Genomic DNA, 24,103 nt, shown 5'->3' with positions numbered 1-24,103 from the left:
TCCACTTGTGGGCCGGGCACATAGTCGCCCAGCCGGTCGTCACACAAGGTTAGCAGTTCCGCGGGGCGTGCGCTAACCCGGTGTCTCCCGGCACTCCCGCCCACGGCACGGTGTTCACGTGCGCCTATCGTATGGCGCATGAGTGACGCGACCCCCGTGAACGATTCCCCCGGCTTCGACGAGATGGCCCGCGACATCGCGGAGGTGCCCGCGGTCGAGGTGATCGTGACGGTCGCGGTCAATCTGATGAGCGCCGCCGCAGTGAAGCTCGGCCTGACCGAGGACGGCGACGAGCACAAGGACCTCGACGAGGCCCGCAAGCTGGTCCACGCCCTGGCCGGTCTGCTGGACGCCAGTACGACGGAGATCAGCTCCTTCCACGCGGCCCCGCTGCGCGACGGTCTGAAGTCGCTCCAGCTCGCCTTCCGCGAGGCGTCGCTGGTGCCGGACGAGCCCGGCGCCGGCCCCGGTGAGAAGTACACCGGTCCGGTCTTCGGCTGACCCGCCCCTCCTTCTTCCCTTCCGGTCTTCACTTCTTCCGCGCAGACGTGAGCCCACCGCCCCGGGGGCGGTGGGCTCACGCGTGTCGTACGGACTCCTGGGCTCAGCGCGTGAACAGGGCCTCGCCCGGTGCCGCCGCATCGGCCGGGAGCACCGCCAGGTCCAGGCCCCGCACCAGACGGGCGCGCAGGACCTCGTCGGCCGCAAGCCGCTCGGCGACCCGGCGGGCCACGTCGGCGGGGTCCGTCCCGGCGCCGAGGACGAGGGCGAGGGTGCCGTCGGCCCGGCCGGGCACGAGATGGGCGCGGACCACGGCCGGCTCGGCGGCGACCGCGTCGCGCACCGCCGAGGTGACCGCGGGGTCGTCCAGCGGATCGGCGCTGGTGCGGCCCTCGGCGAGCGCGAGCAGCGCGGGGCCGGTCAGTTCGAACGCGACCGGTCCGGCGAGGTCGAGAACGACGGTGTCCGCCTTCTCGTGCGCGGCGGCGCGCAGGGCCTGGTGCAGGGGGACGGCGACGGGGCGGGCCCCGGGGTCCCAGAGCGCCAGTGAGTCGGTCGAGGTGAAGGCGGGCAGGGCGCGGCGGTCCCCGGCCAGGAGGGTGGGGACGGCCATGTCGCTGGTCTTCTCGCGCCGCAGCCCGTTCTCGTCCACCTCCGCCTCGCCGAGCACGGCGACGACGGGGACCAGCAGCCGGGTCCCCTGGAGGGCTTCGAGTACCGGGCCGACCGCCGTCCGGTCCTCGGCCCAGGCGGCGAGCGCCGCCGCGACTGCCGGGTCGGCCGAGCCGTCGTCGTCGGAGTAACCGGGGTCCGGAATGTTCTTCAGCTCCACGGGGCGAGCGTAGTCCCTGCGCCCGCCCGCCCTTCCGGCAGGTCGGCGTGGACTCCGCCGCCGTGCCGGATGCCCGTCGGCGTACTGGATCAGGCCCGGCGCCGCGCTCCGGCCCGGCCGCGCCACAGCACCACGGCCAGGGCCAGCAGGACGGCCCCGAGGCCGCCGGCGGCGAGGGCGAGCCGGCCGGTGGGCCGGGTGTCGTGGTGCTCGGGGGCGGGCCCCGGTCCGAAGTACCGCTCGCGGTACCCGGCCTCGGCCGACTCGGCCCGCGGACCGGCGGGGCGGAGCGCGGAGCCCGCCTCGATCGCGGCGGCGGGGTCCACGATGCCGTACCCCCGGGCGTCGTCGTGGCCGGTGCCGGAGCCGCTGCGGGCCGTGTCCATGAGCAGCCGCTTGATCTGGGCCGGGGTCAGTCCCGGATGTGCGGCGCGCACCAGTGCCACCGCCCCGGAGACGAACGCGGCCGCGGCGGAGGTGCCCCACTCCACGTAGTACTGACGGTCGGGGGCGGGGACGACGATGTCGACCCCGGGCGCGCTGACGGTGGTGTACCAGCGGCGAGTGGAGAAGGCGGCGTGGGTGCCGTACCGGTCGACGGCGGCGACGGCGATCACCCCGGGGTAGGCGGCGGGGTAGGAGACGTGGTCGCCCTTCTCGCCGCCGTTGCCCGAGGAGGCGACGACGACGGCCCCCTTCCCCAGCGCGTACTGGATCGCGGCGTCCTCGCCCGCCTCCGGGTGGGCCGACTCGCTGTCGTCGCCGAGCGAGAGGTTGATGACGTCGGCGCCGTGGTCGGCGGCCCAGCGGATGCCGTCGGCGAGGGCCGCGCCGCGGGACTCCCGGGCCCTGGCGCGGGCCGGGTCGGAGGCTTCGAGGATCACCCGGACCGGAAGGATCCTCGCCCCGGGCGCCACGCCGAGCACCCCGTCGGCGCCACCGGCTCCGTGACCGCGGCCCGCGATGATGCCCGCCATCGCCGTGCCGTGGCGCGCCCAGGCGTGGTCGCCGCGGCGGGCGCCGAAGCCGATCATGTCCTTGCCGGGCAGTACCTGGCCGTCCAGGTCGGGGAGGCTGCCGTCGACCCCGGTGTCGACGACGGCGACGGTGATCCCCCGGCCCTTGGTGGTCCGCCATGCCTGGTCGGTGTGGAGCGCCTCCAGGCCCCACTGCTGGTCCCGTATCGCGTCGGCGCGGGCCGGGACCGCGGGCAGCAGCGCGAACGCGGTGGCGGCGCAGACCGCGCCCAGCACGCGTCGGTGGTGGCGGGCGCGGCGGCTCATCGCGGTTTCTCCGTGAGGTCGGTGATGGTCCGGCGCAGACCGCGCTCGATCCGGTCGGAGACGCCTCCGGCCTCGTGGCCGAGCCCGGCCTCGGCGACCGTGCCCTTCGCCTCGGGGTCGGCGGCCCGGTCCGCGGGGCGCGGGTCGGTGACGGGGCGCCCGTCGGCGAACCCGGAGACGGCGAACACGACGACGGGCATCCCGGTCGACACACGGACGGACCAGGCGGCGCGTTGCCGGTCGCCGAACGCGGCGGCGACCGTGCCGTCGACGGGGTAGGTGCGGGGCATCAGGTCGGCGCGGCGGTCGAGGTGCTGTTCGGAGAACCGGTCGCGCAGCGCCGTCATGGCCCGGGCGTCCCCCTCGGTGAAGATCACCCCGACCGTGGTGACGGAGCTCGTGGTGGCGTCGGTGTACGTGGCCCGCAGCAGCCGTTCGCAGCCGACCGGCCGCAGGGCCCGGGCCAGCAGCGGGTCCAGGGCCGGCGCGCAGCCGCCGTCCGGGGCCACGGCGAGCCTGGTCCAGACCCGGTCGGCGCCGCCGGGCCCCGCTCCCCGGCCGTCGAGGACGCGCGGGAAGAGGGTGTCCACGGGGACGCTGTGCCAGGCGGAGCGCCCGACGGTGTAGGGGCTGCGGGCGGCGGGGTCGGCGGAGGAGGTGCTGGTCAGCCAGGCGCCGGTGGCGGCGCCGCCGATCAGTCCGAGCCCGAGCACGACACACACCGCGGCGGCCGCGGTGCGGGCGGGGTGGCGGGTCCGTACCGGGCGCAGCCGGGTGGTGGTCTCGGTGGGGGTCTCGGGGAACGGCTGCCGGTACGTGTACGGGTGCGGGGCACCGACTGGTGGCGTCGCGGCGGCCGTCGGGGCCGGTAGGGGTGCTGCCGTCGCAGCGGGCGGCGGGACCGGGGAGGGCGGTGCGGCGGGTGCCGGCACGGGGGCCGGGGCCACGGCCGGGCGGGGCGGAACGGGAGGGCGCTGCGCCTCGGTACTCATCCGCCCCCCTGATCCCATTCCGTACCGTGCGCGGATCGACGTCGCAGGCAGGCCCGTTGGTTCGCCGCGTGTCGTCACTCTACGGGGTGGCGGGGCCCGGTTGGGAGCGGGACGCCGGGGCGGCGGGGCGATCTGCGCGGATCAACCCCTACCCAGCGGTACGGACGTCTGGCAAGCTGCGGCCATGACTGCCCGCGCCGCCGACCGGTCCCGTTACGACCGGGCCACCGCCCATCTGGACGCCCCGCTCGCCGTCGTCGACCTGGACGCGTTCGACGCCAACGCCGACGACCTGGTGCGCCGTTCCGGCGGCAAACCGATCCGAGTCGCGAGCAAGTCCGTCCGCTGCCGGGCCCTGTTGGAACGGGTGCTGGCGCGGCCCGGGTTCGCCGGGATCATGTCGTTCACACTGGCCGAGTCGCTGTGGCTGGCGCGGGCCGGTTTCGATGACGTGCTGCTGGCCTATCCGTCGGCCGACCGGGCCGGTTTCGCGGAGCTGGCCGCCGATCCGAAGCTCGCCGCGGCCGTGACGGTGATGGTGGACGACCACGCGCAGCTGGAGCTGATCGACGCGGCACGGGCCGGTGGCCGGGAGGAGATCCGGGTCTGTCTCGAACTGGACACCTCGCTGCGTCTGTTGGGCGGCCGGGTGCGGATCGGCGCCCGCCGCTCGCCACTGCGGACGCCCGCCCGACTGGCCGAGCTGGCGCGCTCGGTGGTGCGCAGGCCCGGCTTCCGGTTGGTGGGTCTGATGGCCTACGAGGGGCACATCGCCGGGGTCGGGGACGCGGTCGCGGGGCATCCGCTGCGCTCGCGGGCGGTCCGGCTGATGCAGGCCACGAGCCGCAGGGAACTGGTCGTGCGGCGGGCCGAGTCGGTGCGGGCCGTGCGGGCGGTCGCCCCGGACCTGGAGTTCGTGAACGGCGGCGGCACCGGCAGTGTGCAGCACACGGCGGCGGAGCGGGCGGTGACGGAGATCGCGGCCGGGTCGGGGCTGTTCGCGCCCCGGCTGTTCGACAACTACACGTCGTTCACGGCGCGCCCGGCGGCGCTGTTCGCCCAGCCGGTGGTGCGCCGCCCGGGGGTGGGGGTGGTGACCGTGCTCGGCGGAGGCTACCCGGCGTCCGGCCCCGCGGGGACGGACCGGCTGCCGGTCCCGTATCTGCCGGAGGGCCTGCGCTACGACCCCCAGGAGGGGCCGGGCGAGGTGCAGACGCCGCTGCTGGGTTCACCGGCCGACGATCTGCTGATCGGCGACAAGGTGTGGTTCCGGCACGCGAAGGCCGGTGAACTGTGCGAGCGCTTCGACGTGTTGCGGCTGGTCGAGGGCGAGCGGGTGACGGCGACGGTGCCGACGTACCGGGGCGAGGGCCGCACGTTCCTCTGATTTCGTCGCGCGGCGGGGCCGGGCGGGCCCCGCCTCCGGTCGTTCCAGGGCGTGTTGCGAAAGTGGCGTCGTCCGCCCGAAGGGCGGGGCCCGCGGCCTCCGGCGCGGTGCGTCGCGAGGCGGAGGGCCGTCCTCGTACGGCGCGTACATGGACGGTCCCGACGACGCGGCGAGGCGCCGTGCCAGGCGTCGCGGGCCGGGCAGGACCTTCGCAACACGCCCTAGAGCGGGGTGACGTAGGCGGCGGAGATGCCTCCGTCGACGAGGAAGTCGGTGGCGTTGACGAACGAGGCGTCGTCGCTGGCGAGGAACGCGACGGCCGCCGCGATCTCGGTGGCGTCGGCGAACCGCCCGGCCGGGATGTGCACGAGCCTGCGGGCCGCGCGCTCCGGGTCCTCGGCGAACAGCTCGCGGAGCAGCGGGGTGTCGACCGGTCCCGGGCACAGCGCGTTGACCCGGATGCCCTCGCGGGCGAACTGGACGCCGAGTTCGCGGGACAGGGAGAGGACGCCTCCCTTGGACGCGGTGTACGAGATCTGGCTGGTGGCCGCTCCCATGACCGCGACGAAGGACGCGGTGTTGATGATCGAGCCGCGGCGCTGTCGCCGCATGTAGGGCAGGGCGGCCTTGCAGCAGAGGTAGACGGAGGTGAGGTTGACGTCCTGGACGCGTTTCCACGCCTCCAGGCCGGTGGTGAGGATGGAGTCGTCCTCGGGCGGGGAGATGCCCGCGTTGTTGAACGCGATGTCGACGGAGCCGTAGGTGTCGAACGCGGCCGCGAAGAGCGCCTCGACCTGTTCGGGGTCGGTGACGTCGGTGCGTACGAAGATGCCGCCGGCCTCCTCGGCCGCGGCCTTGCCCGTGGCCTCGTCGATGTCGGCGCAGACGATGTGGGCGCCCTCCGACGCCAGGCGGCGGGCGGTGGCGAGACCGATGCCGCTGCCGGCCCCGGTGATGACGGCGGTCCGGCCGGTCAGGCGGCGGCAGACGTGCTCGGCGTCGGTGGTGGTCATGTCGGTTCAGTCCTCCGTGCTGATGAAGACGTTCTTGGTCTCGGTGAAGGCGGCGAGGGCGTCGGGGCCGAGTTCCCGGCCGAGTCCGGACCGGCCGAATCCTCCGAACGGGGTCCAGTAGCGGACGCTCGCGTGCGAGTTGACGGAGAGGTTCCCGGCCCGGACCCCCTGCGAGACGCGCAGCGCGCGGCCCACGTCCCGGGTCCAGATCGAGCCGGCGAGGCCGTACTCCGTGGCGTTGGCGAGCCGGACGGCGTCGGCCTCGTCGTCGAAGGGGAGGACGACGGCGACCGGTCCGAAGACCTCCTCGGTGGCGACGGGCGCGTCGGGGCCCACGCCGGTGAGGACGGTGGGCGGGAACCAGAAGCCGGGTCCTTCGGGTGCCTTGCCGCGGATCGCCTCCGCTTCCTCGGGCACGAGGGCGCGCACCCGGTCGCGGTGCTCCCGGGAGATCAGCGGTCCCATGTCGGTGCGTTCGTCGGACGGGTCGCCCACGACGACCGACTCGACCGCGGGGGCGAGGAGTTCGAGGAAGCGGTCGCGGACGGACCGCTGGACCAGGATGCGGGTGCGGGCGCAGCAGTCCTGGCCCGCGTTGTCCAGGAACGCCATGGGGGCGGCTGCCGCCGCGGCCTCGATGTCGGCGTCGGCGAAGACGATGTTGGGGCTCTTGCCGCCGAGTTCGAGGGTGAGCCGCTTCACACGGTCGGCGCACCTGGCCATGATCCGTCTGCCGGTGCGGGTGGAGCCGGTGAAGACGATCTTGTCGACGCCGGGGTGCTCGACCAGGGCGTCGCCGGTGACGGCGCCCGCGCCGGGCAGCACCTGGAGGAGGTGTTCGGGCAGTCCCGCGTCCAGGGCGATCCGGGCCAGGCGCAGGGCGGTGAGCGGGGTGGTCTCGGCGGGTTTGAGCAGGACGGCGTTGCCCGCGGCGAGGGCGGGGGCGAACCCCCAGGCGGCGATCGGCATGGGGAAGTTCCACGGCGCGATCACGCCGACGACGCCGACGGGTTCGAGGAGGGTGACGTCGATTCCGCCGGGCACCGGGATCTGCCGTCCGGTGAGCCGTTCCACTCCCCCGGCGGCGTAGTCGAGCAGGTCACGGACGTTGCCGGCCTCCCAGCGGGCGCCCGCGAGGGTGTGCCCGGCCTCCCGCACCTCCAGACGGGCCAGTTCCTCGGTCTCGGCGTCGACGGCTGCGGCGAACCGGCGCAGCCCGCGGGCGCGGTCGGCGGGGGCGAGGGCGGCCCAGACGCGCCGGGCCGCCCTCGCGCGTACGACCGCCGCGTCCACCTCGGCGACGGCGGTGGACGGGACGGTGGCGAGGAGTTCTTCGGTCGCGGGGTCGAGTACCTGGTGTTCCAGCGGCCCTTCGGGCCGGTCGGTCGGGGTCACGGATGCCTCACAGACGTTCGAAGGAGCGGCGCAGCTCCCAGTCGGTCACGGCGGCGTCGAAGGCTTCGAGCTCGACGCGGGCCATGTTGCGGTAGTGCGCGACGACGTCGTCGCCGAAGGCGGCCGCGGCCACCTCGCTGTGCTCCCAGAGTTCGGCGGCCTCGCGCAGGGTGGTGGGCACGTGGTCGTAGTCGGCGGTGTAGGCGTTGCGCGCGCAGGGTCCGGGGAGTTCGAGGCCCTTGTCGATGCCGTGGATGCCCGCCGCGACCATCGCGGCGACGGCGAGGTACGGGTTGACGTCGCCGCCGGGCAGCCGGTTCTCGAAGCGCATCGAGTGGCCGTGGCCGACGACGCGGAGCGCGCAGGTGCGGTTGTCGTGGCCCCAGGCGACGGCGGTCGGGGCGAAGGAGCCGGGCTGGAAGCGCTTGTAGGAGTTGATGTTCGGTGCGTAGAGGAGGGCGAACTCGCGCAGGGTGGCCAGTTGTCCGGCGAGGAAGTGGCGCATCACCGGGGACATGCCGCCGTCCCCGTCGGCCATGACGCCGTGTCCGGGCCCGTCGGTGGAGCGGAGCGAGAGGTGGATGTGGCAGGAGTTGCCCTCGCGTTCGTTGAACTTCGCCATGAAGGTGAGCGCCACGCCCTCCTGGGCGGCGATCTCCTTCGCCCCGGTCTTGTAGACGGCGTGCTGGTCGCAGGTGACCCGGGCCTCGTCGTAGCGGAACACGATCTCGTGCTGTCCGGGGTTGCACTCGCCCTTGGCGGACTCGACGGTGAGTCCCGCAGCGGCCATCTCGTTGCGGATGCGCCGCAGCAGGGGTTCGACGCGGCCGGTGCCGAGGACCGAGTAGTCGACGTTGTACCGGTTGGCCGGGGTCAGGTCGCGGTAGTTGCGGTCCCACGCCTGTTCGTAGGTGTTCCGGAAGACGATGAACTCGAGTTCGGTGCCGACGTGGGCGGTGTAGCCGTGCGCGGCGAGCCGTTCCAGCTGGCGGTCCAGGATGTGGCGGGGCGCGGCGGCGACCGGGGCGCCGTCGGCCCGGGCGAGGTCGGCGACGACCAGGGCCGTGCCCTCGTTCCAGGGGGTCCGGCGCAGGGTGGTGAGGTCGGCGTGGAGGGCGAAGTCGCCGTAGCCGTTCTCCCAGGAGGACATCGCGAATCCGTCGACGGTGTTCATGTCGGTGTCGACGGCGAGCAGATAGTCGCAGGCCTCGGTGCCGTGCTCCACGACCTCGTCGAGGAAGTGGCGGGCGGCGAACCGCTTGCCCTGGAGCCGCCCCTGCATGTCGGGGAAGGCCAGGACGACCGTGTCGATCTCGCCGTTCGCGACCAGGGCGTGCAACTCCTCGATGCCGAGCGGTGCCGTCGGGTCTGCCACGGGACATTCCTCCTTCGGTCAGCCGGAACGCGTAAGAGGGGTCCGGCAGTGGGCTTCGCGGCGTCGCGGATCGGGGCACGCGTCTCGCGGCGTCGTCGTCGAGCGCCGATGCCCCGCGTCGGCCCGGTCCTCCGCCCCGCGATGCACGCGCCCGGGCCCCGCTCCTGCTCCCGTGCCGCCACTGCCGGACCCCCTAAGGTATGTGAGAGAACCTTTGAATATGAAGGGAACCACGGGGCGTGGCCGAGGAAAACGAGTTCGCCGACCGTCTGCTGCCCGTGCTCCGGCCGGTCCGGGCGGGCAACGGCTTCGAGGAGGCGCTGGAGCAGATCCTCCAGGTGGTCAGGCTGGGCCTGGTGCCGGGCGGCGGGCGGTTGCCGGCCGAGCGCGAACTGGCCGAACTGCTGGGGATCAGCCGGGTCACGCTGCGCGAGGTGCTGAAGGTGCTGCACGACCAGGGCCTGGTGGAGAGCAGGCGGGGACGGTACGGCGGCACGTTCGTGGTGCCCCGGCGCGCCGGGGCGGGCGAGGCGGAGCTGCGCCGCAAGGTGGAGTCGGTCGACCTGGAGGACGTGCTGCGCTTCCGTGAGGTGCTGGAGGCCGGGGCGGCCGGACTCTGCGCCGAACAGGGGCTGACGGACGCGGGCGTGCAGCGGCTGCGGGCTGCTCTGGCGGCGACGCACGAGGCTCCTCTGCCCGAATACCGCAGGCGCGACACCCTCTTCCATCTGACCCTGGCCGAACTCGCCGGCTCACCCTCGCTGACCGCGCAGTACGCGGCGGTCCGGGCCACGGTGAACGACCTGCTGGACTGCATACCACTGCTGGTGCGGAACCTGGAGCATTCCCAGCACCAGCACACGAGCATCGTCGAGGCGGTCCTGGACCGGGACGCGGAGGCCGCGCGCGCGGTGACGCGCGAGCACTGCGACGGTACGGCCGCGCTGCTGCGCGGCTTCCTGGCCTGAGCCTCCCGGCGCGAGCCGCCGAGTTCCCCGCCCGGACTCCTGGGTTCCCGGACCGAGCGGCCGGCACCGGGGCATGAGCCGGTCCGGGACCGGCGCCGCCCGGGCGACGCTCCCGTCCGATCCCAAAGGTATTCTCTGCCACCATTGGCATGATGGAACCGAGCCCGCCGCCCGCCCAGCGGCGGCCGACCGGAGGGACCGTCCCGTGTCCGAACCTCTCATCGGCGTCTCCACCTACCTGGAGCCCGCGGCCCGCTGGGGCGTCTGGGAACTGCCCGCCGCGCTCCTGCCCGCCGCCTATCCGCGCATGATCCAGCGCTCGGGCGGCCTGGCCGTGCTGCTCCCGCCGGACGCCCCGGCCCGGGCCGCGGCCGCCGTGGCCCGGCTGGACGGTCTCGTCGTCGCGGGCGGCGCGGACGTGGAACCGGCCCTGTACGGCGCGGAGCGCGACTTCAGGACGGGCCCTCCCGCCGAGGAACGCGACGTCTGGGAGACGGCCCTGATCCGGGCCGCGCTGGAGCGCGACACCCCGCTGCTCGGCGTCTGCCGCGGCATGCAGTTGCTGAACGTGACGCTCGGCGGCACGCTGACCCAGCACCTCGACGGGCACGGCGGACCGCTGGGAGCGGCCGGGGTCCTCGGTTCGCACCCGGTCGTCCCCGTGACGGGGACGCTCTACGCGTCGATCGTGCCGGAGGAGAGCGCCGTCCCCACCTACCACCACCAGTGCGTACGACGGCTCGCCCCGGGCCTGGTGGCCTCGGCGCACGCGGCGGACGGCACGGTCGAGGCGGTCGAGCTGCCCGGGGCCCCGTGGGTCCTCGGGGTGCAGTGGCATCCGGAGATGGGCGAGGACCTGCGGCTGGCGCGGGCACTGGTGGCGGCGGCGTCGACGTCCCGCCCGGTCGCGGCCGGTGCGCCGCTGGAGGGCCTCGCCCCGCAGCGGCGAACGGGCGACTGACCGGCGGACGGGGCGCACCACCGGCTCCGCGGGCGGGTCCCGCCCGCCCTCACCGCGGCCGGGCGTCCCGCGCCGTCAGGGACAGCAGATCGCGCGCCGGGCCCGTGGGACGGTGGCCGGAGGGCCACACCGCGCGCAGCTGGCGCCGCAGCCGCATGCCGCCGATCGGGATCTTCACCAGCCGCCGGGCGGAGAGTTCCTCGCCCACCGCCAGTTCGCTGAGCACGCACGGCCCGGCCCCGCTCTGGGCCGCGCCCTTCACCGCGGTCGTCGAGGAGAGTTCGAGCAGGGGCACGGCGAGCCCGCCGTGCGCGGCCAGGGCCGCGTCCAGGACCTGGCGGGTCCCCGAGCCCGGCTCCCGCAGCACCAGGGGGGTCGCGGCGAGTTCGCGCGGGGTCAGCGGGGTGCGGCGGCGGGCCCACGCGTGGGACGGGGCGACCGCGACGACGAGGCGGTCGTGGGCGATGACCGTGCCGTCGAGCCCCACCGGCACCGACAGGCCCTCCACGAACCCGAGATCGGCCTCCCCGGCGAGCAGCCGCCCCGCGACCGCCGCCGAGTTCCCGGCGAGCAGCGAGACCGCGGTGTCCGGCCGCTCGGCGCGCAGCGCCATCAGCCAGCCCGGCAGCAGGTACTCGGCGATGGTCATGGAGGCGGCGATCCGCAGCCGGGAGTCCCGGCGGTCGCGCAGCGCCTGCGTACCGGCGTCGAACGCCTCGGCCGCCTCGACGATCCTGCGCGCCCAGTCGGTGACCAGCGCGCCCGCGTCGGTGAGCCGGGAACCACGCGGTGAACGGTCCAGCAGGGCAAGGCCGAGCTGCCGCTCCATGGACCGGATCCGGCTGCTGGCCGCGGGCTGGGTGACCCCGACCTCGCGGGCCGCGCGCCCCAGGCTGCCGTGCCGGGCGACGGCGAGCAGCAGCTCCAGCGCGCCGAGGTCGGGAACCCGGTGGGAGAGCGGAACATGCGTGCCAACAGTCATAAATCCAGCTTATGGCCTCATAGGAACGGACTCCCTGGTGGGATTCCGCACCCCTTCCGAGAATCGTGGCATGGCCATCTTTTCGCAGCCCCGGCAGTCCGACGCCCCACAGCCGACCGGACGGTCCGCCGCCCCTCGACCGGACGCCCCGCCCCTCCCCCGGCTGCGGCACATCGGCCCCAACTGGTACGCGAGTGTCATGGGCACCTCGATCGTGGCGAGCGCGGGGGTCGCGCTGCCGGTGAGCGTTCCGGGGCTGCGGGGCGCCTGCACGGTGGTGTGGGCGCTCGCGACGGTCATGCTGGCCGTGGTGCTCGTGGCCCGCGCCGGGCACTGGGCCGCCCATCGCGACCAGGCCCGCCGTCATCTGCTGGACCCGGCCGTCGTCCCGTTCTACGGCTGTCTCTCGATGGCGCTGCTGGCCGTCGGGGGCTCGACGATGGTGGTCGGCCGGGACGTCGTCGGACACGGGGCGGCCGTGGCCCTGGACGCCGTGCTGTACACGGCGGGCACGGTGATCGGGCTGGCGGCCGCGGTCGCGGTGCCGTACCTGATGGTCGCGCGCCACCGGATCGAGGCCGGCACCGCCTCGCCGGTGTGGCTGCTGCCGGTGGTGGCCCCGATGGTCTCCGCGGCGCTCGGCCCGCTGCTGATCCCCGAGCTGCCCGCCGGTCAGTGGCGCCAGGCGATGCTGCTGGCCTGCTACGCGATGTTCGGGCTGAGCCTGCTGGCTACGCTGGTGATGCTGCCGCTGATCTTCGCCCGGCTGGTCCACCAGGGTCCGCTGCCGCTCGCGCTGACGCCCACGCTGTTCCTGGTCCTCGGGCCGCTGGGCCAGTCGACGACGGCGGTCGGCCAGCTCGCCGATGTGGCGGAGGGGACGATCCCGGCGCCGTACGCCGCGGGCTTCGAGGCGTTCGCCGTGCTCTACGGGGTGCCGGTGATGGGTTTCGCGCTGATGTGGCTGGCCCTGGCGTCCGCCCTGGTGGTGCGCGCGATTCGCAACGGCATGCCCTTCGCCATGACGTGGTGGGGCTTCACCTTCCCGGTCGGCACGTGCGTCACGGGCGCCGCGGGGCTGGCCCGGCACACCGGCCTCGACGCGTACACCTGGCTGGCCGTCGCGCTGTACGTGCTGCTGGTGACGGCGTGGGCGGTGGCCGGGGCGCGGACGCTGCGCGGGCTGCTCAGCGGAGCGCTGCTCGCAGCTCCGCAGGCGCCCGCACCAGCGACGGCCCGTACCACGTGAGGTACCGCCCGTCGACGAGTGCGGCGGGCAGCGCGGGGAACGCCTCCGGCCCGTCGTCCGCCGTGAAGCGGTACGGCTCGTCGGGCAGGACCACCAGGTCGGCCCCGGCCGCGTTCAGCCGGTCGAGCGGAATCCGGGGGTAGCGCTCGGCGTGGCTCGCGTAGACGTTGTCCACGCCGAGCCTGGACAGCAGGTCACCGGCGAAGGTGTCGCGGCCCAGCACCATCCAGGGCCTGCGCCAGACGGGCACGACCGCACGGCGCGGGGCCCGGGGCGGGGGCAGCGCGGCCCAGGCCGCCTCGGCCTCGTCCAGCCAGCGCGGCCGGGGCGCGCCGCAGGCGGCGCCCAGGGCCCGCTCCAGCTCCTCGAACGCCTGGTCGAGGCTGCGGATCCCGGTGACGAGCACCTCGACACCGGCGTCCCGGAGGGCCGCGAGGTCCGGGGCGCGGTTCTCCTCCTCGTTGGCGAGGACGAGGTCGGGCCGCAGCGCGACGATCGCGGCCACGTCGGGGTTCTTGGTGCCGCCGACGCGGGCGGCGGTCAGCCCGGCGGGGTGGGTGCACCAGTCGGTGACGCCGACGAGCCGACCGGGGGCGGTGACGGCGACGGCCTCGGTGAGCGAGGGCACCAGGGAGACGACGCGCACGACGGACACCCTCTCAGCGGCGCGGGTCGACGGTCGCGTCGATGTGCTCGGCGACCCCGACGACCAGCAGCCGCGTGCCGGGCGTCGTGGCCCGCCAGCGGTGCCGCACCCCGCCGGACAGGAACAGCGTGTCGCCCTCCTCCAGCCGGTACGCCCGCCCTTCCGCCTCCACCTCCGCGGCACCCCGCACCACGTACATCACCTCGTCGTTGCGGTGCTGGAACTCGCGCCCGAGGTCGAGTTCGCCGGTGAACTCCAGGGCGCTGAGCTGGTGGCGTCCGCGCACCACCCTGCGCACCCCGTCGACCGTGCCGTTCCCCTCGTGCCCGCCGGCCTCCTCGGTCCCGTGGCGGTCGCCGTGACGCCCGGCGACCGCTCCGGTCCCGGCGTCCACCCGGCTCCCGGCGTCCACCCGGCTCCCGGCGTCCGCGCGGCTCCCGGCCGCCCGTACGACGTCGACGGCGCGTGCCGAGTCCGCGGCGGCGCGCAGCCGGGCCGGGGTGGTCTCCAGCGCTCCGGCGACCCGGTCCAGGGACCGGGTGCTGGGCCGCGCCCGCTCGTTCTCGATCTGGCTGAGGAACGGCACGGACAGACCGCTGCGCGTCGCGACCGCGGCCAGTGTGAGCCCCAGGGACCTGCGCCTTCGGCGGATCGCGGTGCCCACGCGGAGTGTTTCCTTCTCGTCCATGTGCGGCTCCCTCCCGACTCGTCATCCTTCCGGTTGTCGGCGCATTCCGCACATGGTTGCGCGAGATCGGCCGGTTAGGGCCCCTCCGGGCGGTTCCGCACGGACCGGCGTGCGGCTTCCGCGCGACCCGCGTACGCCCTGCGGACGGGACCGGAGGAGGGCTTCCGGACCGCCGGACCCGGCCCTGGGACCAACCCTCCCCCGGTCCTGGGCAACGGAAAGGGGTGGGCCCGCCCGTGGCGGTGCCCACCCCTTCCCCGGTGTCCCGGAGTCCCTGTCCGGACCCTACTGCGGAGCCATCGTGTCCACGATGTCCGGGTTCTCCTTCATCCAGGCGCCGACGGCCTCCTCCTCGTGACCGGCGCCGTGCTTCTGGATCTCGTTCTCCAGTCCGGCGAGCTGGTCCTCGCTCAGCCTGAAGTCCTTGAACCACTTCGTCAGCCGCGGGTAGGTCTTCGGGAAGTCCTTGCCGGCGATGGTGTGCAGCCGGTCGCCGTCACCGAAGGCCTTCTCGGGGTCCTTCAGCTTGGTCATGTCGAACTCGTTGTACGCCCAGTGCGGGGTCCACAGCAGGACCGCGACGGGCTCCTTCTTGGCGTACGCGCGCTTCAGCTCGGCCAGCATGCCGGGCGTCGAGGAGTCGACGACCTGGTACTCCTTGTCCAGGCCGTACGTCGGCAGCACGTTCTTCTTGAGGTTCTCCATCGTGGCGGTGCCCGGCTCGATGCCGATGATCCGGCCCTTGAACCGCGAGGCCTTGCCCTTGAGGTCGGCGAGGGACTCGACGTCCTTCACGTAGGAGGGCACCGCGACCTCGATGGACGTCGGGCCGTACCAGGAACCGAGGTCACTCAGCCGGGAACCGTACTTCTCCCAGTAGTTCTTCTGGGTGTACGGCAGCCAGCCGTCGAACTGCACGTCGATCTGGCCGCGGGACATCGCCGCGTACATCGGGCCGACCTCGAACTGCTTGAGGTTGACCTTGTAGCCGCGCTCCTCCAGGACCGCCTTCCACAGGTAGGTGGCGGCGATGTCCTCCTCCCAGGGGAACCAGGCGACGTCGAGGGGGCGGGAGCGCTCGTCCTTGCCGTTCGCGCCCTCGGCCGCGCCGGCCCCCGCCACGGGGGTCCACTTGTCGGCGGCGCCGGGGTTCGCTTCCAGCCAGGTGCGGACGGCCTTCTGCTCGTTGCCGGAGCCGGCCTTCTGGATCTCCGCCTCCAGGCTGGTGAGCTGGTCCTCGGTCATCTTGAAGTTCTTCAGCCAGCGGCCGACCTCGGGGTTGTCGGCGGAGAAGCCCTTGCGGGCCAGGGTGTGGACGCCGTCGCCCTTGCCCCACAGGCCCTTGGGGTCCTCGAGCTTGGTGAGCTCGAACTGGTTGTACGCCCAGTGCGGCGACCAGAGCGGGACGACGATCGGTTCCTTCTTGGCGTAGGCGCGCTTCAGCTCGGCCAGCATGGACGGCGTGGAGCCGTCGACGACCTTGTACTCCTTGTCCAGGCCGTAGCCCGGCAGGATCTTCTCCTTGAGCAGGCCCATCTCGCCGGCGCTCGGCTCGATGCCGACGATCCGGCCCTTGAACTGCGACGCCTTGCCCTTGAGGTCCTCCAGGGACCGGACGTCCTTCATGTACGCGGGGACGGCCAGCTCCAGCGAGGTGGGGCCGTACCAGGCGCCCAGGTCCTCCAGCCGGTCCTGGTACTTCTCCCAGTACTGGGCGTGGGTGACCGGGAGCCAGGAGTCGGTCTCGAAGTCGATCTGGCCGCCCGCCATACCGGTGTACAGCGCCCCGGCCTCGTACTGCTCGACGTCGACCTGGTAGCCGCGCCGCTCCAGCATCTCCTTCCAGAGGAACGTGGAGGCGATGCCCTCGTCCCACGGGATGTATCCCATGCTGATCTTCTTGCCGGTGCCCGGCTTCGCGGCGTCGGTGCCCGCGCCCTTGTCCGCGCCGCCGGAACCGAAGAGGCCCATACCGCCCGCGACGAGCGCGAGCACGACGACCCCGACGACCGCGACGACGGGCTGCGGGCGGTGGTTCCAGATCTTCAGTCCGCCGGCCATGGCCTGCGCCTTGGCGACCGCCCTGCGGGCCAGCGGCGAGACCTCGCGGCCGAGCGCGCCGGTCATCCGGTCCAGGTACATGGCCACGATGACGATGGAGATGCCCGCCTCGAAGCCGAGGCCGACGTCGACGTTGCCGATGGCGCGGTAGACGGCGCCGCCGAGGCCGCCGCCGCCGACCATGCCGGCGATGACCACCATGGACAGGCCCAGCATGATGACCTGGTTGATGCCCGCCATGATCGTGGGCAGCGCCAGCGGCAGCTGCACCCGCAGCAGGGTGTTGCGCCGGGTGGTGCCGAACGCCTCGGCCGCCTCCACCAGCTCGCTGTCGACCTGGCGGATGCCCAGTTCGGTCATCCGGACGCCCGGGGGCAGCGAGAAGATGATGGTGGCGATGATCCCGGGGACCACGCCGACGCCGAAGAAGATGACGCCGGGGATCAGATAGACCATGGCGGGCATGGTCTGCATGAAGTCCAGGACGGGCCGGGTCACCGCGCTCACGGCCTTCGAGCGGGAGGCCCAGATGCCCAGCGGCACGGCCAGCACCAGTGAGATGATGGTGGCCACGAGCACCAGCGTGACGGTGTCCATCGCCTCGTCCCACAGCTCGACGGAGTCGATGAGGGCGAAGCCCACGAAGGCGAGCACACCGGCGAGCAGGCCGCGCAGCCACCAGGCGATGACGGCGACGATGCCCGCGAAGAGCAGCGGGGCGGGGGCGGAGAGCACGGCGGCTATGCCGTCGAACATGCCGCTGACGACCGAGCTGATCGCGTCGAACAGCCAGGAGAGATGGGTCTGGAGCCAGTCGACGGCGGAGTCGACCCAGTCGCCGAGAGGAAGCCTAAACACTGGCCACCTTCTTCGGGTTCTGGGCGCCCTTCGCGTCGGCGGCCGGAGTCCGGACGTCCTGCGGGACCTCGGTGGGGCTCATCGGTTCGCCGAGGACGGCGAGCAGCCGGGCACGCGGCACGACGCCGACGAGTTCGCCCTCGGTGTCGGTGACGGCGACGGCGACCCCGCTGCGGGAGCAGGGGGTGAACAGCTCGATGATCGGCGTGGACTCGGTGACGGTGGCCGGGGCCGCGCGCAGCACGTCGTCCGGGGTACGCAGTTCCTCGCCGTCGTCCGTGCTGGTGCCCAGGACGGTGTGCGGCTCGGCCATGATGGCGCCCGCGGTGAGCACCCGGGTGCGGTCGACGTCCTGGGTGAAGGAGGCGACGTAGTCGTTGGCCGGGGTGACGAGGATGTCCTCGGCTGTGCCGAGCTGGACGATCCTGCCGTCGCGCATCACGGCGATGCGGTCGCCGAGGCGCATGGCCTCGTTGAGGTCGTGGGTGATGAAGACGATGGTCTTCTTCAGGCGCTTCTGCAGTTCGAGCAGCTGGTCCTGCATGTCGCGGCGGATCAGCGGGTCGAGCGCACTGAAGGACTCGTCCATCAGCAGCAGGTCGGCGTCGGTGGCCAGGGCGCGGGCCAGGCCGACACGCTGCTGCATGCCGCCGGACAGCTCGTCGGGCCAGGACTTCTCCCAGCCGGCGAGGCCGGTCAGCTCCAGCGCCTCGACGGCGCGCTTCTCGCGTTCGGCGCGCGGCACGCCCTGCACTTCGAGGCCGTACGCGGCGTTCTCCAGCACGCTCCGGTGGGGGAAGAGCGCGAAGTGCTGGAACACCATGCTGATCTTGGAGGACCGGACGTGGCGCAGTTCGGCGGGGCTCAGGGCGGTCAGATCCTGGCCGTCGAACAGGACTCGTCCGGCTGTGGGCTCCAGAAGCCCGTTGAGCATGCGCAGCAACGTGGACTTTCCGGACCCGGACAGACCCATCACGACGAAGATCTGTCCCGGTTCCACGGTGAACGAGGCATCGATCACCGCTGCGGTCGTTCCGTCGGCGCGCAGCTCGTCGCGGTCGGCGCCGCCTTCGAGTTTTCGCACTGCTTGATCGGGTCGTCTACCGAACACCTTGTACAGGTGTTCGGCTTGCAGCCTTGACACATACACCTCGCGCGTTGAACCGAAAAACGGTCTGCCACCCCCTCCGGCAGACCGTGGAGCGGCGCGGATTCGGTCCGCATGGCACGTGCACTGGTTGAAATCGCTACGTGTTCCGCTCCGGCTGCGCGCCTGCCCCCACTTACACGAGCCAAACGCAAGAGTGATTCAGGTCACATTCGAACGAAGTATGCACGCGATCGCCCCGGGGTGAACGGCACGCACCGGGCCGGGGCGCCCCGCCCCCCTTCCGGGCACCCCGGCCCGCCCCGCACCCCGCCGCCCACGCGGCCGACGGGCGGTGTCGGCGGGGTGCGGCATCATCGGGGTGTGACGCGACGACTCATGCTCCTGGACACCGCCTCCCTGTACTTCCGCGCCTACTTCGGGGTCCCCGATTCGGTGCGCGCACCGGACGGGACGCCGGTCAACGCCGTGCGCGGTCTGCTCGACTTCATCGCGCGCCTGGTGCAGGACCACCGCCCGGACGACCTGGTCGCCTGCATGGACGCGGACTGGCGGCCGCACTGGCGGGTGGAGCTGATCCCCTCGTACAAGGCGCACCGGGTGGCGGTCGAGACCGCCGAGGGCCTGCCCGACGAGGAGGAGACCCCCGACACCCTGGCCCCGCAGGTGCCGGTGATCGAGGACGTGCTGGACGCGCTGGGCATCGCCCGGGTCGGCGTCGCGGGCTACGAGGCGGACGACGTGATCGGCACGCTCACCCGCCTGGCCGGCGGGCCGGTGGACATCGTCACCGGCGACCGCGACCTCTACCAGCTGGTCGACGACGCCCGCGGCGTGCGGGTGCTGTACCCGCTGAAGGGGGTCGGCTCGCTCCAGCTCACCGACGAGACCTGGCTGCGGGAGAAGTACGGGGTGGACGGCTCCGGCTACGCCGACCTGGCGCTGCTGCGCGGCGACCCGAGCGACGGCCTGCCCGGGGTCCCCGGCATCGGCGAGAAGACCGCGGCGAAACTGCTGGACGCCTTCGGCGACCTGGCCGGGATCATGGCCGCCGTCGACGACCCGTCCTCCCGGCTGACGCCCTCGCAGCGCAAGCGGCTCGACGAGGCCCGGGACTACGTGGCGGTCGCGCCGAAGGTGGTCCGCGTCGCCGGTGACGTACCGCTGCCCGCGTTCGACCCGGCGCTGCCCGTCGAGCCGCGCGATCCCGTCGCCCTGGAGGCCCTCGCGAAGCGCTGGGGGCTGGGGGGCGCCCTGCAGCGCCTGCTCTCCACACTGCGCACCTGAGATGCTAGCTTAGGTAAGCCTAAGCAAATCGAATCAGGGGAGAACCTCGTGGCAGAGCGACCGGCACGGCAGGCACCCAAGGCGCAGCGGGCCGAGGTCCTGCGCACCGAGCGGATCACCCCGCACATGGTGCGCGTCGTGTTCGGCGGTGACGGGCTCGCCGACTTCGAACTCGCCGGGTTCACCGACCACTACGTCAAGATCTGCTTCGCGCCCGAGGGCGCGGACTACCCGCACCCGTTCGACATGGCCCGCATCCGCGAGGAGCAGCCCCGGGAGCTGTGGCCCTCCTCCCGCGCCTACACCGTGCGTTCCTGGGATCCGGCCGCCCGGGAGCTGGCCGTCGACTTCGTGGTCCACGGCGACGAGGGCCTCGCCGGGCCCTGGGCGCTGCGCGCGGTCCCGGGCCAGCAGGTGACGATGCTCGGGCCCGGTGGGGCCTACGTCCCGGACGCCGCGGCCGACTGGCACCTCCTGGCGGGCGACGAGAGCGCCCTCCCGGCCATCGCCGCCTCCCTGGAGCGGATGCCGGCGGGCGCGGTGGTGCACGCGTTCGTGGAGGTGGCGGACGCCTCCGAGGAGCAGAAGATCGTGACGCCGGACGGGGTCGAGGTGACCTGGCTGCACCGCGGGGAGCGCCGGGTCGGCGAGGCGCTGGTCGCCGCCGTCACGGAGCTGGAGTTCCCGCGGGGCGACGTCCAGGCGTTCGTCCACGGCGAGGCGGGCTTCGTGAAGGAGATCCGCCGCCATCTGCGCCTGGAACGCGGGATCCCGCTCTCCCGGCTGTCGATCTCCGGGTACTGGCGGCTCGGCCAGAGCGACGACGCCTGGCGCGCGGTCAAGCGCGAGTGGAACGCCCAGGTGGAGCGCGAACAGGAGAGCGCGGCGGCATGAGACCGCCCGCTCCCGTGTGCCCCCGGCCCCGGCCGGGGGCACACGCGTTTCCGGGCCGAGCGCGGCGACCCGCGTCGAACGGGCCTGCGCCGTACGGCCGTGAGGGGGACGCTCCGGGCGGCCGACGGGCGCCCGGCCCGGCCGCGTGGAAGGATCTCGCGCACGCCCGGCCCCGGAGCGTCACACCCGGACCGTCGCGCCCCCGGCCCCGCTGCCGCACGTCCCCGGGCCCGCGCCGTCGGCCTCCGGGCCCGCGCGCCTCGGCCCCGGTGACCCGCCGCACGGCCTTCCGGGCCCGCGTCCCCCGGCCTCCCGGGCGTGCGAACGACGACGGAAAGGCGTACGCCCCCATGCCGGTGTCCGTGGCACTCCTCACCTCCGACCTGCGGCTGCACGACAACCCGGTGCTGCGGGCGGCGGTACGCGGCACGGACGGAGTCGTCCCGCTGTTCGTGCGTGACAACGGGATCCGGCAGGCCGGTTTCGACGCCCCCAACCGCCGGGCGTTCCTCGCGGACTGCCTCCACGACCTCGACGCGGGCCTGCGCCGCCGCGGCGGCCGGCTGGTCGTCCGGAGCGGCGACGCGGTGGCGGCCGCCCGTGCCGTGGTCGTGGAGACCGGCGCACGCGAGCTGCACGTCGCGGCGGGCGTCAGCGGGTACGCACTGCGCCGCGAGGAGCGCTTGCGAACCGCGCTGGCGCCGGTCGGCTGCGCGCTGCACGTCCATGACGCGGTGGTCACCGCGCTCCCGCCGGGCCGGGTCGTTCCGACGGGCCGGGACCATTTCGCGGTGTTCACGCCCTACTTCCGCCGTTGGGAGGCGGCAGGGGTACGAGGTGTCCTGCCCGCTCCCCGCGCGGTGCGGCTGCCAAAGGGGGTGCGGGGCGAGCCGTTGCCGCAGCGGAAGGAGGTGACCGGGGTGTCGCCCGGACTCGCCACCGGCGGCGAATCGGTGGCGCGTCGGCTGCTGTCCGCGTGGGTGAACGGGCCGATGGACGCCTACGGGAGCCTTCATGACGATCTGTCCGCCGACGCGACGTCACATCTCTCCCCCTATCTCCACTTCGGTTGCCTCTCCGCGGCCGAGGTGGTCCACCGGGCACGGCGACGCGGCGGCCCCGGCGCCGGGGCGTTCGTACGGCAGCTGGCCTGGCGGGACTTCCACCACCAGGTGCTCGCCGCCCGCCCCGACGCCGCGCACGACGACTACCGCCCGCGCGGCGACCGCTGGCGTGCGGACGAGGACGGGGCCGCCGCCTGGCGGGCCGGGCGCACCGGTTACCCGCTCGTGGACGCGGGGATGCGGCAACTGGCGCACGAGGGCTGGATGCACAACCGGGCGCGCCTGCTGACGGCGAGCTTTCTGACCAAGACGCTGTACGTGGACTGGCGGGTCGGCGCCGCGCACTTCCTGGACCTGCTGGTCGACGGCGATCTGGCGAACAATCAGCTGAACTGGCAGTGGGTGGCCGGCACGGGCACGGACACCCGGCCGAACCGTGTCCTCGACCCGGTGGTCCAGGCAAAGCGGTTCGATCCTCGGGGCGACTACGTGCGCCGCTGGGTCCCGGAGCTGGCCGGGCTGGCGGGCGGCGCCGTCCACGAGCCGTGGAAGCCGGCCGCCCGGGAGGCGGCGCCGCACTACCCGGAGCCGATCGTGGACCTCGGCGAGGCGCGGACCCGCTTCGAACGGGCCCGCGAACTGCGTCGAGCGCCGGTCGGTACCGGAGCGGAACGCCGCACCCGTACTCGCGACCGGGACCGCTCGGCGAAAGCGCGCGCGTGAGGAGGCCGGCCCCCGTACGCTCCGGCCATGACCTCACGGAACCGACGGGAGCGGCCGCGGCGGACGGTGGCCCCGCACCGGCCGGACCGGATCGCGGGGGCGGTGGTCGGGTCGGCGGTCGGCGACGCCCTGGGCGCGCCGTTCGAGTTCGGCCCCGCCGGTGCGTACGCGGCCCGTTTCCCCGACGGCGTCGGCACGATGTGCGGGGCGGCGGCTGGGAGCCGGGCGAGGCCACGGACGACACGCAGATGGCCGTGCTGGTCGCCGAGTCCCTGCTGGAGCGGGGCGGCTTCGATCCGCCCCACCTCTTCGACCGGTTCCGCCGCTGGGCGGGACGCCGGGCCGAAGGACATCGGCCTGCAGACCGAGGCCGTACTGACGAGCGGTGACCCCTGGTGCTGTGGCCGGAAGGGTCTGCCGCGAAGCTCGCGGCGTCCGGTGCGGTGCATCGCAAGGCGGAGGATCGCCCTCGTACGGGACGTACTCGGGTGATGCGACAACGCGGCGAGGTACCGTGCCGGGCGTCGCGAGCCGGTGAACCTTTCCCGTCGCAGCACCAGGACCTCGCGGCGGCCCTGCACTTCCAGGTCGAGGGGGCGTGCCGCGGGCAATGGCTCGCTGATGCGGGCCGCCACGTCGGCGGTGTACTTCGCGCGTGCGGGACGGACGGCGACGATGGACGCCGCCCGCCGGATCGCCGCGCTCACCCACGGCGACCGGGCCGCCTGGGAGGGCACCGCCATCCTGCACGAACTCGTCCGGGTGGCGCTGGACGGCGACGATCCGCTCACCGCCGTTCCGGACACGCTCGACTGCGTGCACGGCGATCACCGCGAGCGGTGGGCGGCCGTTCTCGCACCCGGCCGGCACCCGGGCGCGGCGACGGAGTTCAACGGGGCGGTGTGGCCGTGCCTGGGCACCGCGCTGTGGGCGCTGCGCACCACGCGCACGTTCGAGGACGCGCTGTCCGCCGCGGTCGACGTGGGAGGGGACACGGACACGGTCGCCGCCGTGACCGGCGCGCTGGCGGGTGCCGTGTACGGGTACGCCGCGATTCCGGCGCGCTGGACCGCACCGCTGCACGTTCCGCTTCCGGGGTTCGGGAACCGGGTGCTGCACACGGCCCACCTGGTCGCCCTGGCACAACGACTGGACGGTCGGTCGCCCAGCACGCGTTCCGCTTCTCCGGATGCTCACACTCCCTAGAACTACACATAAGGGGCATATAAGAGCAGAATGGCAGAGCAGGCCGCTATCGCTCGGAAGGGGCGGCCAGGTCTGCAGAAGCGAAGGAGACGAACCCCATGTCGAACCTCTCGCACGCCGGCCGTGACATGGCCGGTCACCCCGATGTTTCCGAAATGCGCGACCGCTACGCCCGCGTGATGGGCGGGCGGGACGTGGCGCTCGTGGACGCACCGGTGTTCCTCGTCGGTCTCTACTGCGCCATCTCGCCCTGGGTGGTCAATTTCCTGGGGACCCAGCCCAGGCTGACGACGCACAACGTGATCATGGGTATCGCGATCGCGGTACTCGGTCTGGGTTTCACCGCCATGCCGGAGCGGATGTACGGCCTGAGCTGGGCCATCTGCGCCATGGGCATCTGGATGATCATCTCGACCTGGGTCGTCGGCAGTGCCCCGAGCCTCGGTGTGATCCTGAACAACGTCATCATCGGCGCGCTGACCCTGCTGCTCGGGCTGGTCTGCGCGGCCGTGTCGATGAAGGCCGGCAAGCACACGACCGGCAGGCGAGCGGCCCGGGCCGACCGGCCGGCGCGAGCCGACCGCCCGGCCTGAGCAAGGGACCCGGCCCGAACCGACGGCCGGCCGGGCC

The 24,103-nt window shown here is 73.6% G+C and carries 20 protein-coding genes and 2 pseudogenes; 11 read left to right on the top strand and 11 right to left on the bottom strand.

The features are described from left to right. Positions 1 to 138: 138 nt before the first annotated feature. The gene (locus ACFYY6_RS12890; RefSeq protein WP_351523668.1) at positions 139 to 501 is read left to right on the top strand and encodes a DUF1844 domain-containing protein; all 363 of its coding nucleotides are present in this window, start codon (positions 139 to 141) and stop codon (positions 499 to 501) included. Positions 502 to 604: 103 nt separating this feature from the next. On the opposite strand, the gene ACFYY6_RS12885 is transcribed toward ACFYY6_RS12890, so the two are convergent. The 3 genes from ACFYY6_RS12885 to ACFYY6_RS12875 form a co-directional block, all read right to left on the bottom strand. Continuing rightward, positions 605 to 1,333 (bottom strand): SseB family protein, encoded by a 729-nt coding sequence (locus ACFYY6_RS12885; RefSeq protein ID WP_351523669.1) that lies wholly within the window; start codon positions 1,331 to 1,333, stop codon positions 605 to 607. An 89-nt stretch (positions 1,334 to 1,422) separates the two neighbouring features. Beyond that, positions 1,423 to 2,616: a type VII secretion-associated serine protease mycosin gene (gene mycP, locus ACFYY6_RS12880; protein ID WP_351523671.1), complete on the bottom strand. Its 1,194-nt coding sequence runs from the start codon at positions 2,614 to 2,616 to the stop codon at positions 1,423 to 1,425. After that, positions 2,613 to 3,608, bottom strand: coding sequence for a hypothetical protein (locus tag ACFYY6_RS12875; RefSeq protein ID WP_351523672.1), 996 nt, complete (start codon positions 3,606 to 3,608; stop codon positions 2,613 to 2,615). The genes mycP and ACFYY6_RS12875 overlap by 4 nt, the downstream gene beginning before the upstream one ends. Before the next feature lie 184 nt (positions 3,609 to 3,792). Here ACFYY6_RS12875 and ACFYY6_RS12870 point away from each other — a divergent pair, with 184 nt between their 5' ends. Next, positions 3,793 to 4,995 (top strand): amino acid deaminase/aldolase, encoded by a 1,203-nt coding sequence (locus ACFYY6_RS12870; protein ID WP_351523673.1) that lies wholly within the window; start codon positions 3,793 to 3,795, stop codon positions 4,993 to 4,995. A 221-nt stretch (positions 4,996 to 5,216) separates the two neighbouring features. Here ACFYY6_RS12870 and ACFYY6_RS12865 read toward each other — a convergent pair whose 3' ends face one another. The 3 genes from ACFYY6_RS12865 to ACFYY6_RS12855 are packed head-to-tail and all read right to left on the bottom strand — an operon-like array spanning position 5,217 to position 8,778. Next, positions 5,217 to 6,008 carry a 3-oxoacyl-ACP reductase gene (locus ACFYY6_RS12865; RefSeq protein WP_351523674.1) on the bottom strand — a complete coding sequence of 264 codons (792 nt, stop codon included), beginning with the start codon at positions 6,006 to 6,008 and terminating at the stop codon, positions 5,217 to 5,219. 6 nt (positions 6,009 to 6,014) lie between these two features. After that, positions 6,015 to 7,403 (bottom strand): aldehyde dehydrogenase family protein, encoded by a 1,389-nt coding sequence (locus ACFYY6_RS12860; protein WP_351523676.1) that lies wholly within the window; start codon positions 7,401 to 7,403, stop codon positions 6,015 to 6,017. A 7-nt stretch (positions 7,404 to 7,410) separates the two neighbouring features. Further along, on the bottom strand, positions 7,411 to 8,778 hold the full coding sequence (locus ACFYY6_RS12855; protein ID WP_351523678.1) for a glutamine synthetase family protein: 1,368 nt from the start codon (positions 8,776 to 8,778) through the stop codon (positions 7,411 to 7,413). Positions 8,779 to 9,017: 239 nt separating this feature from the next. Here ACFYY6_RS12855 and ACFYY6_RS12850 point away from each other — a divergent pair, with 239 nt between their 5' ends. Further along, entirely contained in the window at positions 9,018 to 9,746 is a 729-nt protein-coding gene (locus ACFYY6_RS12850) for an FCD domain-containing protein (protein ID WP_351523680.1), read from the top strand. Between the two features lie 205 nt (positions 9,747 to 9,951). Then, positions 9,952 to 10,707, top strand: coding sequence for a gamma-glutamyl-gamma-aminobutyrate hydrolase family protein (locus ACFYY6_RS12845; RefSeq protein WP_389193028.1), 756 nt, complete (start codon positions 9,952 to 9,954; stop codon positions 10,705 to 10,707). A 49-nt stretch (positions 10,708 to 10,756) separates the two neighbouring features. On the opposite strand, the gene ACFYY6_RS12840 is transcribed toward ACFYY6_RS12845, so the two are convergent. Beyond that, on the bottom strand, positions 10,757 to 11,689 hold the full coding sequence (locus tag ACFYY6_RS12840) for a LysR family transcriptional regulator (protein ID WP_351629089.1): 933 nt from the start codon (positions 11,687 to 11,689) through the stop codon (positions 10,757 to 10,759). A gap of 70 nt (positions 11,690 to 11,759) precedes the next feature. Between ACFYY6_RS12840 and ACFYY6_RS12835 the strand changes: the two genes are divergently transcribed. Then, entirely contained in the window at positions 11,760 to 12,938 is a 1,179-nt protein-coding gene (locus ACFYY6_RS12835) for a TDT family transporter (RefSeq protein ID WP_389193025.1), read from the top strand. On the opposite strand, the gene ACFYY6_RS12830 is transcribed toward ACFYY6_RS12835, so the two are convergent. The 4 genes from ACFYY6_RS12830 to ACFYY6_RS12815 all read right to left on the bottom strand — a co-directional run bounded on the left by ACFYY6_RS12830 (position 12,877) and on the right by ACFYY6_RS12815 (position 18,275). Continuing rightward, complete coding sequence (locus ACFYY6_RS12830; RefSeq protein ID WP_351523685.1) at positions 12,877 to 13,584, bottom strand: helical backbone metal receptor; 708 nt, start codon at positions 13,582 to 13,584, stop codon at positions 12,877 to 12,879. The genes ACFYY6_RS12835 and ACFYY6_RS12830 overlap by 62 nt on opposite strands. A gap of 13 nt (positions 13,585 to 13,597) precedes the next feature. After that, positions 13,598 to 14,272 carry a helix-turn-helix domain-containing protein gene (locus ACFYY6_RS12825; RefSeq protein WP_389193022.1) on the bottom strand — a complete coding sequence of 225 codons (675 nt, stop codon included), beginning with the start codon at positions 14,270 to 14,272 and terminating at the stop codon, positions 13,598 to 13,600. A gap of 285 nt (positions 14,273 to 14,557) precedes the next feature. After that, a complete protein-coding gene (locus ACFYY6_RS12820) occupies positions 14,558 to 17,191 on the bottom strand; it encodes an ABC transporter permease/substrate binding protein (protein WP_351523688.1) in 2,634 nt (877 codons plus the stop codon). Next, complete coding sequence (locus tag ACFYY6_RS12815; protein WP_362028307.1) at positions 17,184 to 18,275, bottom strand: glycine betaine/L-proline ABC transporter ATP-binding protein; 1,092 nt, start codon at positions 18,273 to 18,275, stop codon at positions 17,184 to 17,186. Before ACFYY6_RS12815 ends, ACFYY6_RS12820 begins: the two co-directional genes overlap by 8 nt. Positions 18,276 to 18,677: 402 nt before the next feature. On the opposite strand from ACFYY6_RS12815, the gene ACFYY6_RS12810 reads away from it, so the two are divergent. From ACFYY6_RS12810 to ACFYY6_RS12785, 6 genes and pseudogenes are all read left to right on the top strand, one after another. Beyond that, positions 18,678 to 19,586: a 5'-3' exonuclease gene (locus tag ACFYY6_RS12810; RefSeq protein WP_351523695.1), complete on the top strand. Its 909-nt coding sequence runs from the start codon at positions 18,678 to 18,680 to the stop codon at positions 19,584 to 19,586. Positions 19,587 to 19,634: 48 nt separating this feature from the next. After that, positions 19,635 to 20,480, top strand: coding sequence for a siderophore-interacting protein (locus ACFYY6_RS12805; protein ID WP_351523690.1), 846 nt, complete (start codon positions 19,635 to 19,637; stop codon positions 20,478 to 20,480). 350 nt (positions 20,481 to 20,830) lie between these two features. Continuing rightward, complete coding sequence (locus ACFYY6_RS12800; protein ID WP_351523692.1) at positions 20,831 to 22,267, top strand: deoxyribodipyrimidine photo-lyase; 1,437 nt, start codon at positions 20,831 to 20,833, stop codon at positions 22,265 to 22,267. A gap of 27 nt (positions 22,268 to 22,294) precedes the next feature. After that, positions 22,295 to 22,656: pseudogene (locus ACFYY6_RS12795) on the top strand (ADP-ribosylglycohydrolase family protein). A gap of 171 nt (positions 22,657 to 22,827) precedes the next feature. Beyond that, positions 22,828 to 23,473: pseudogene (locus ACFYY6_RS12790) on the top strand (ADP-ribosylglycohydrolase family protein); the annotation flags it as partial. 98 nt (positions 23,474 to 23,571) lie between these two features. Continuing rightward, entirely contained in the window at positions 23,572 to 24,066 is a 495-nt protein-coding gene (locus ACFYY6_RS12785; RefSeq protein ID WP_351629078.1) for an SPW repeat protein, read from the top strand. The last annotated feature ends 37 nt before the right edge of the window (positions 24,067 to 24,103 follow it).

Origin of the sequence: Streptomyces sp. NPDC001750, from assembly GCF_042892615.1 — a bacterium.
Lineage (GTDB): Bacteria > Actinomycetota > Actinomycetes > Streptomycetales > Streptomycetaceae > Streptomyces.
Note: the sequence above shows the minus strand (reverse complement) of the source record. Positions and strands in the feature narration are given on the sequence as shown.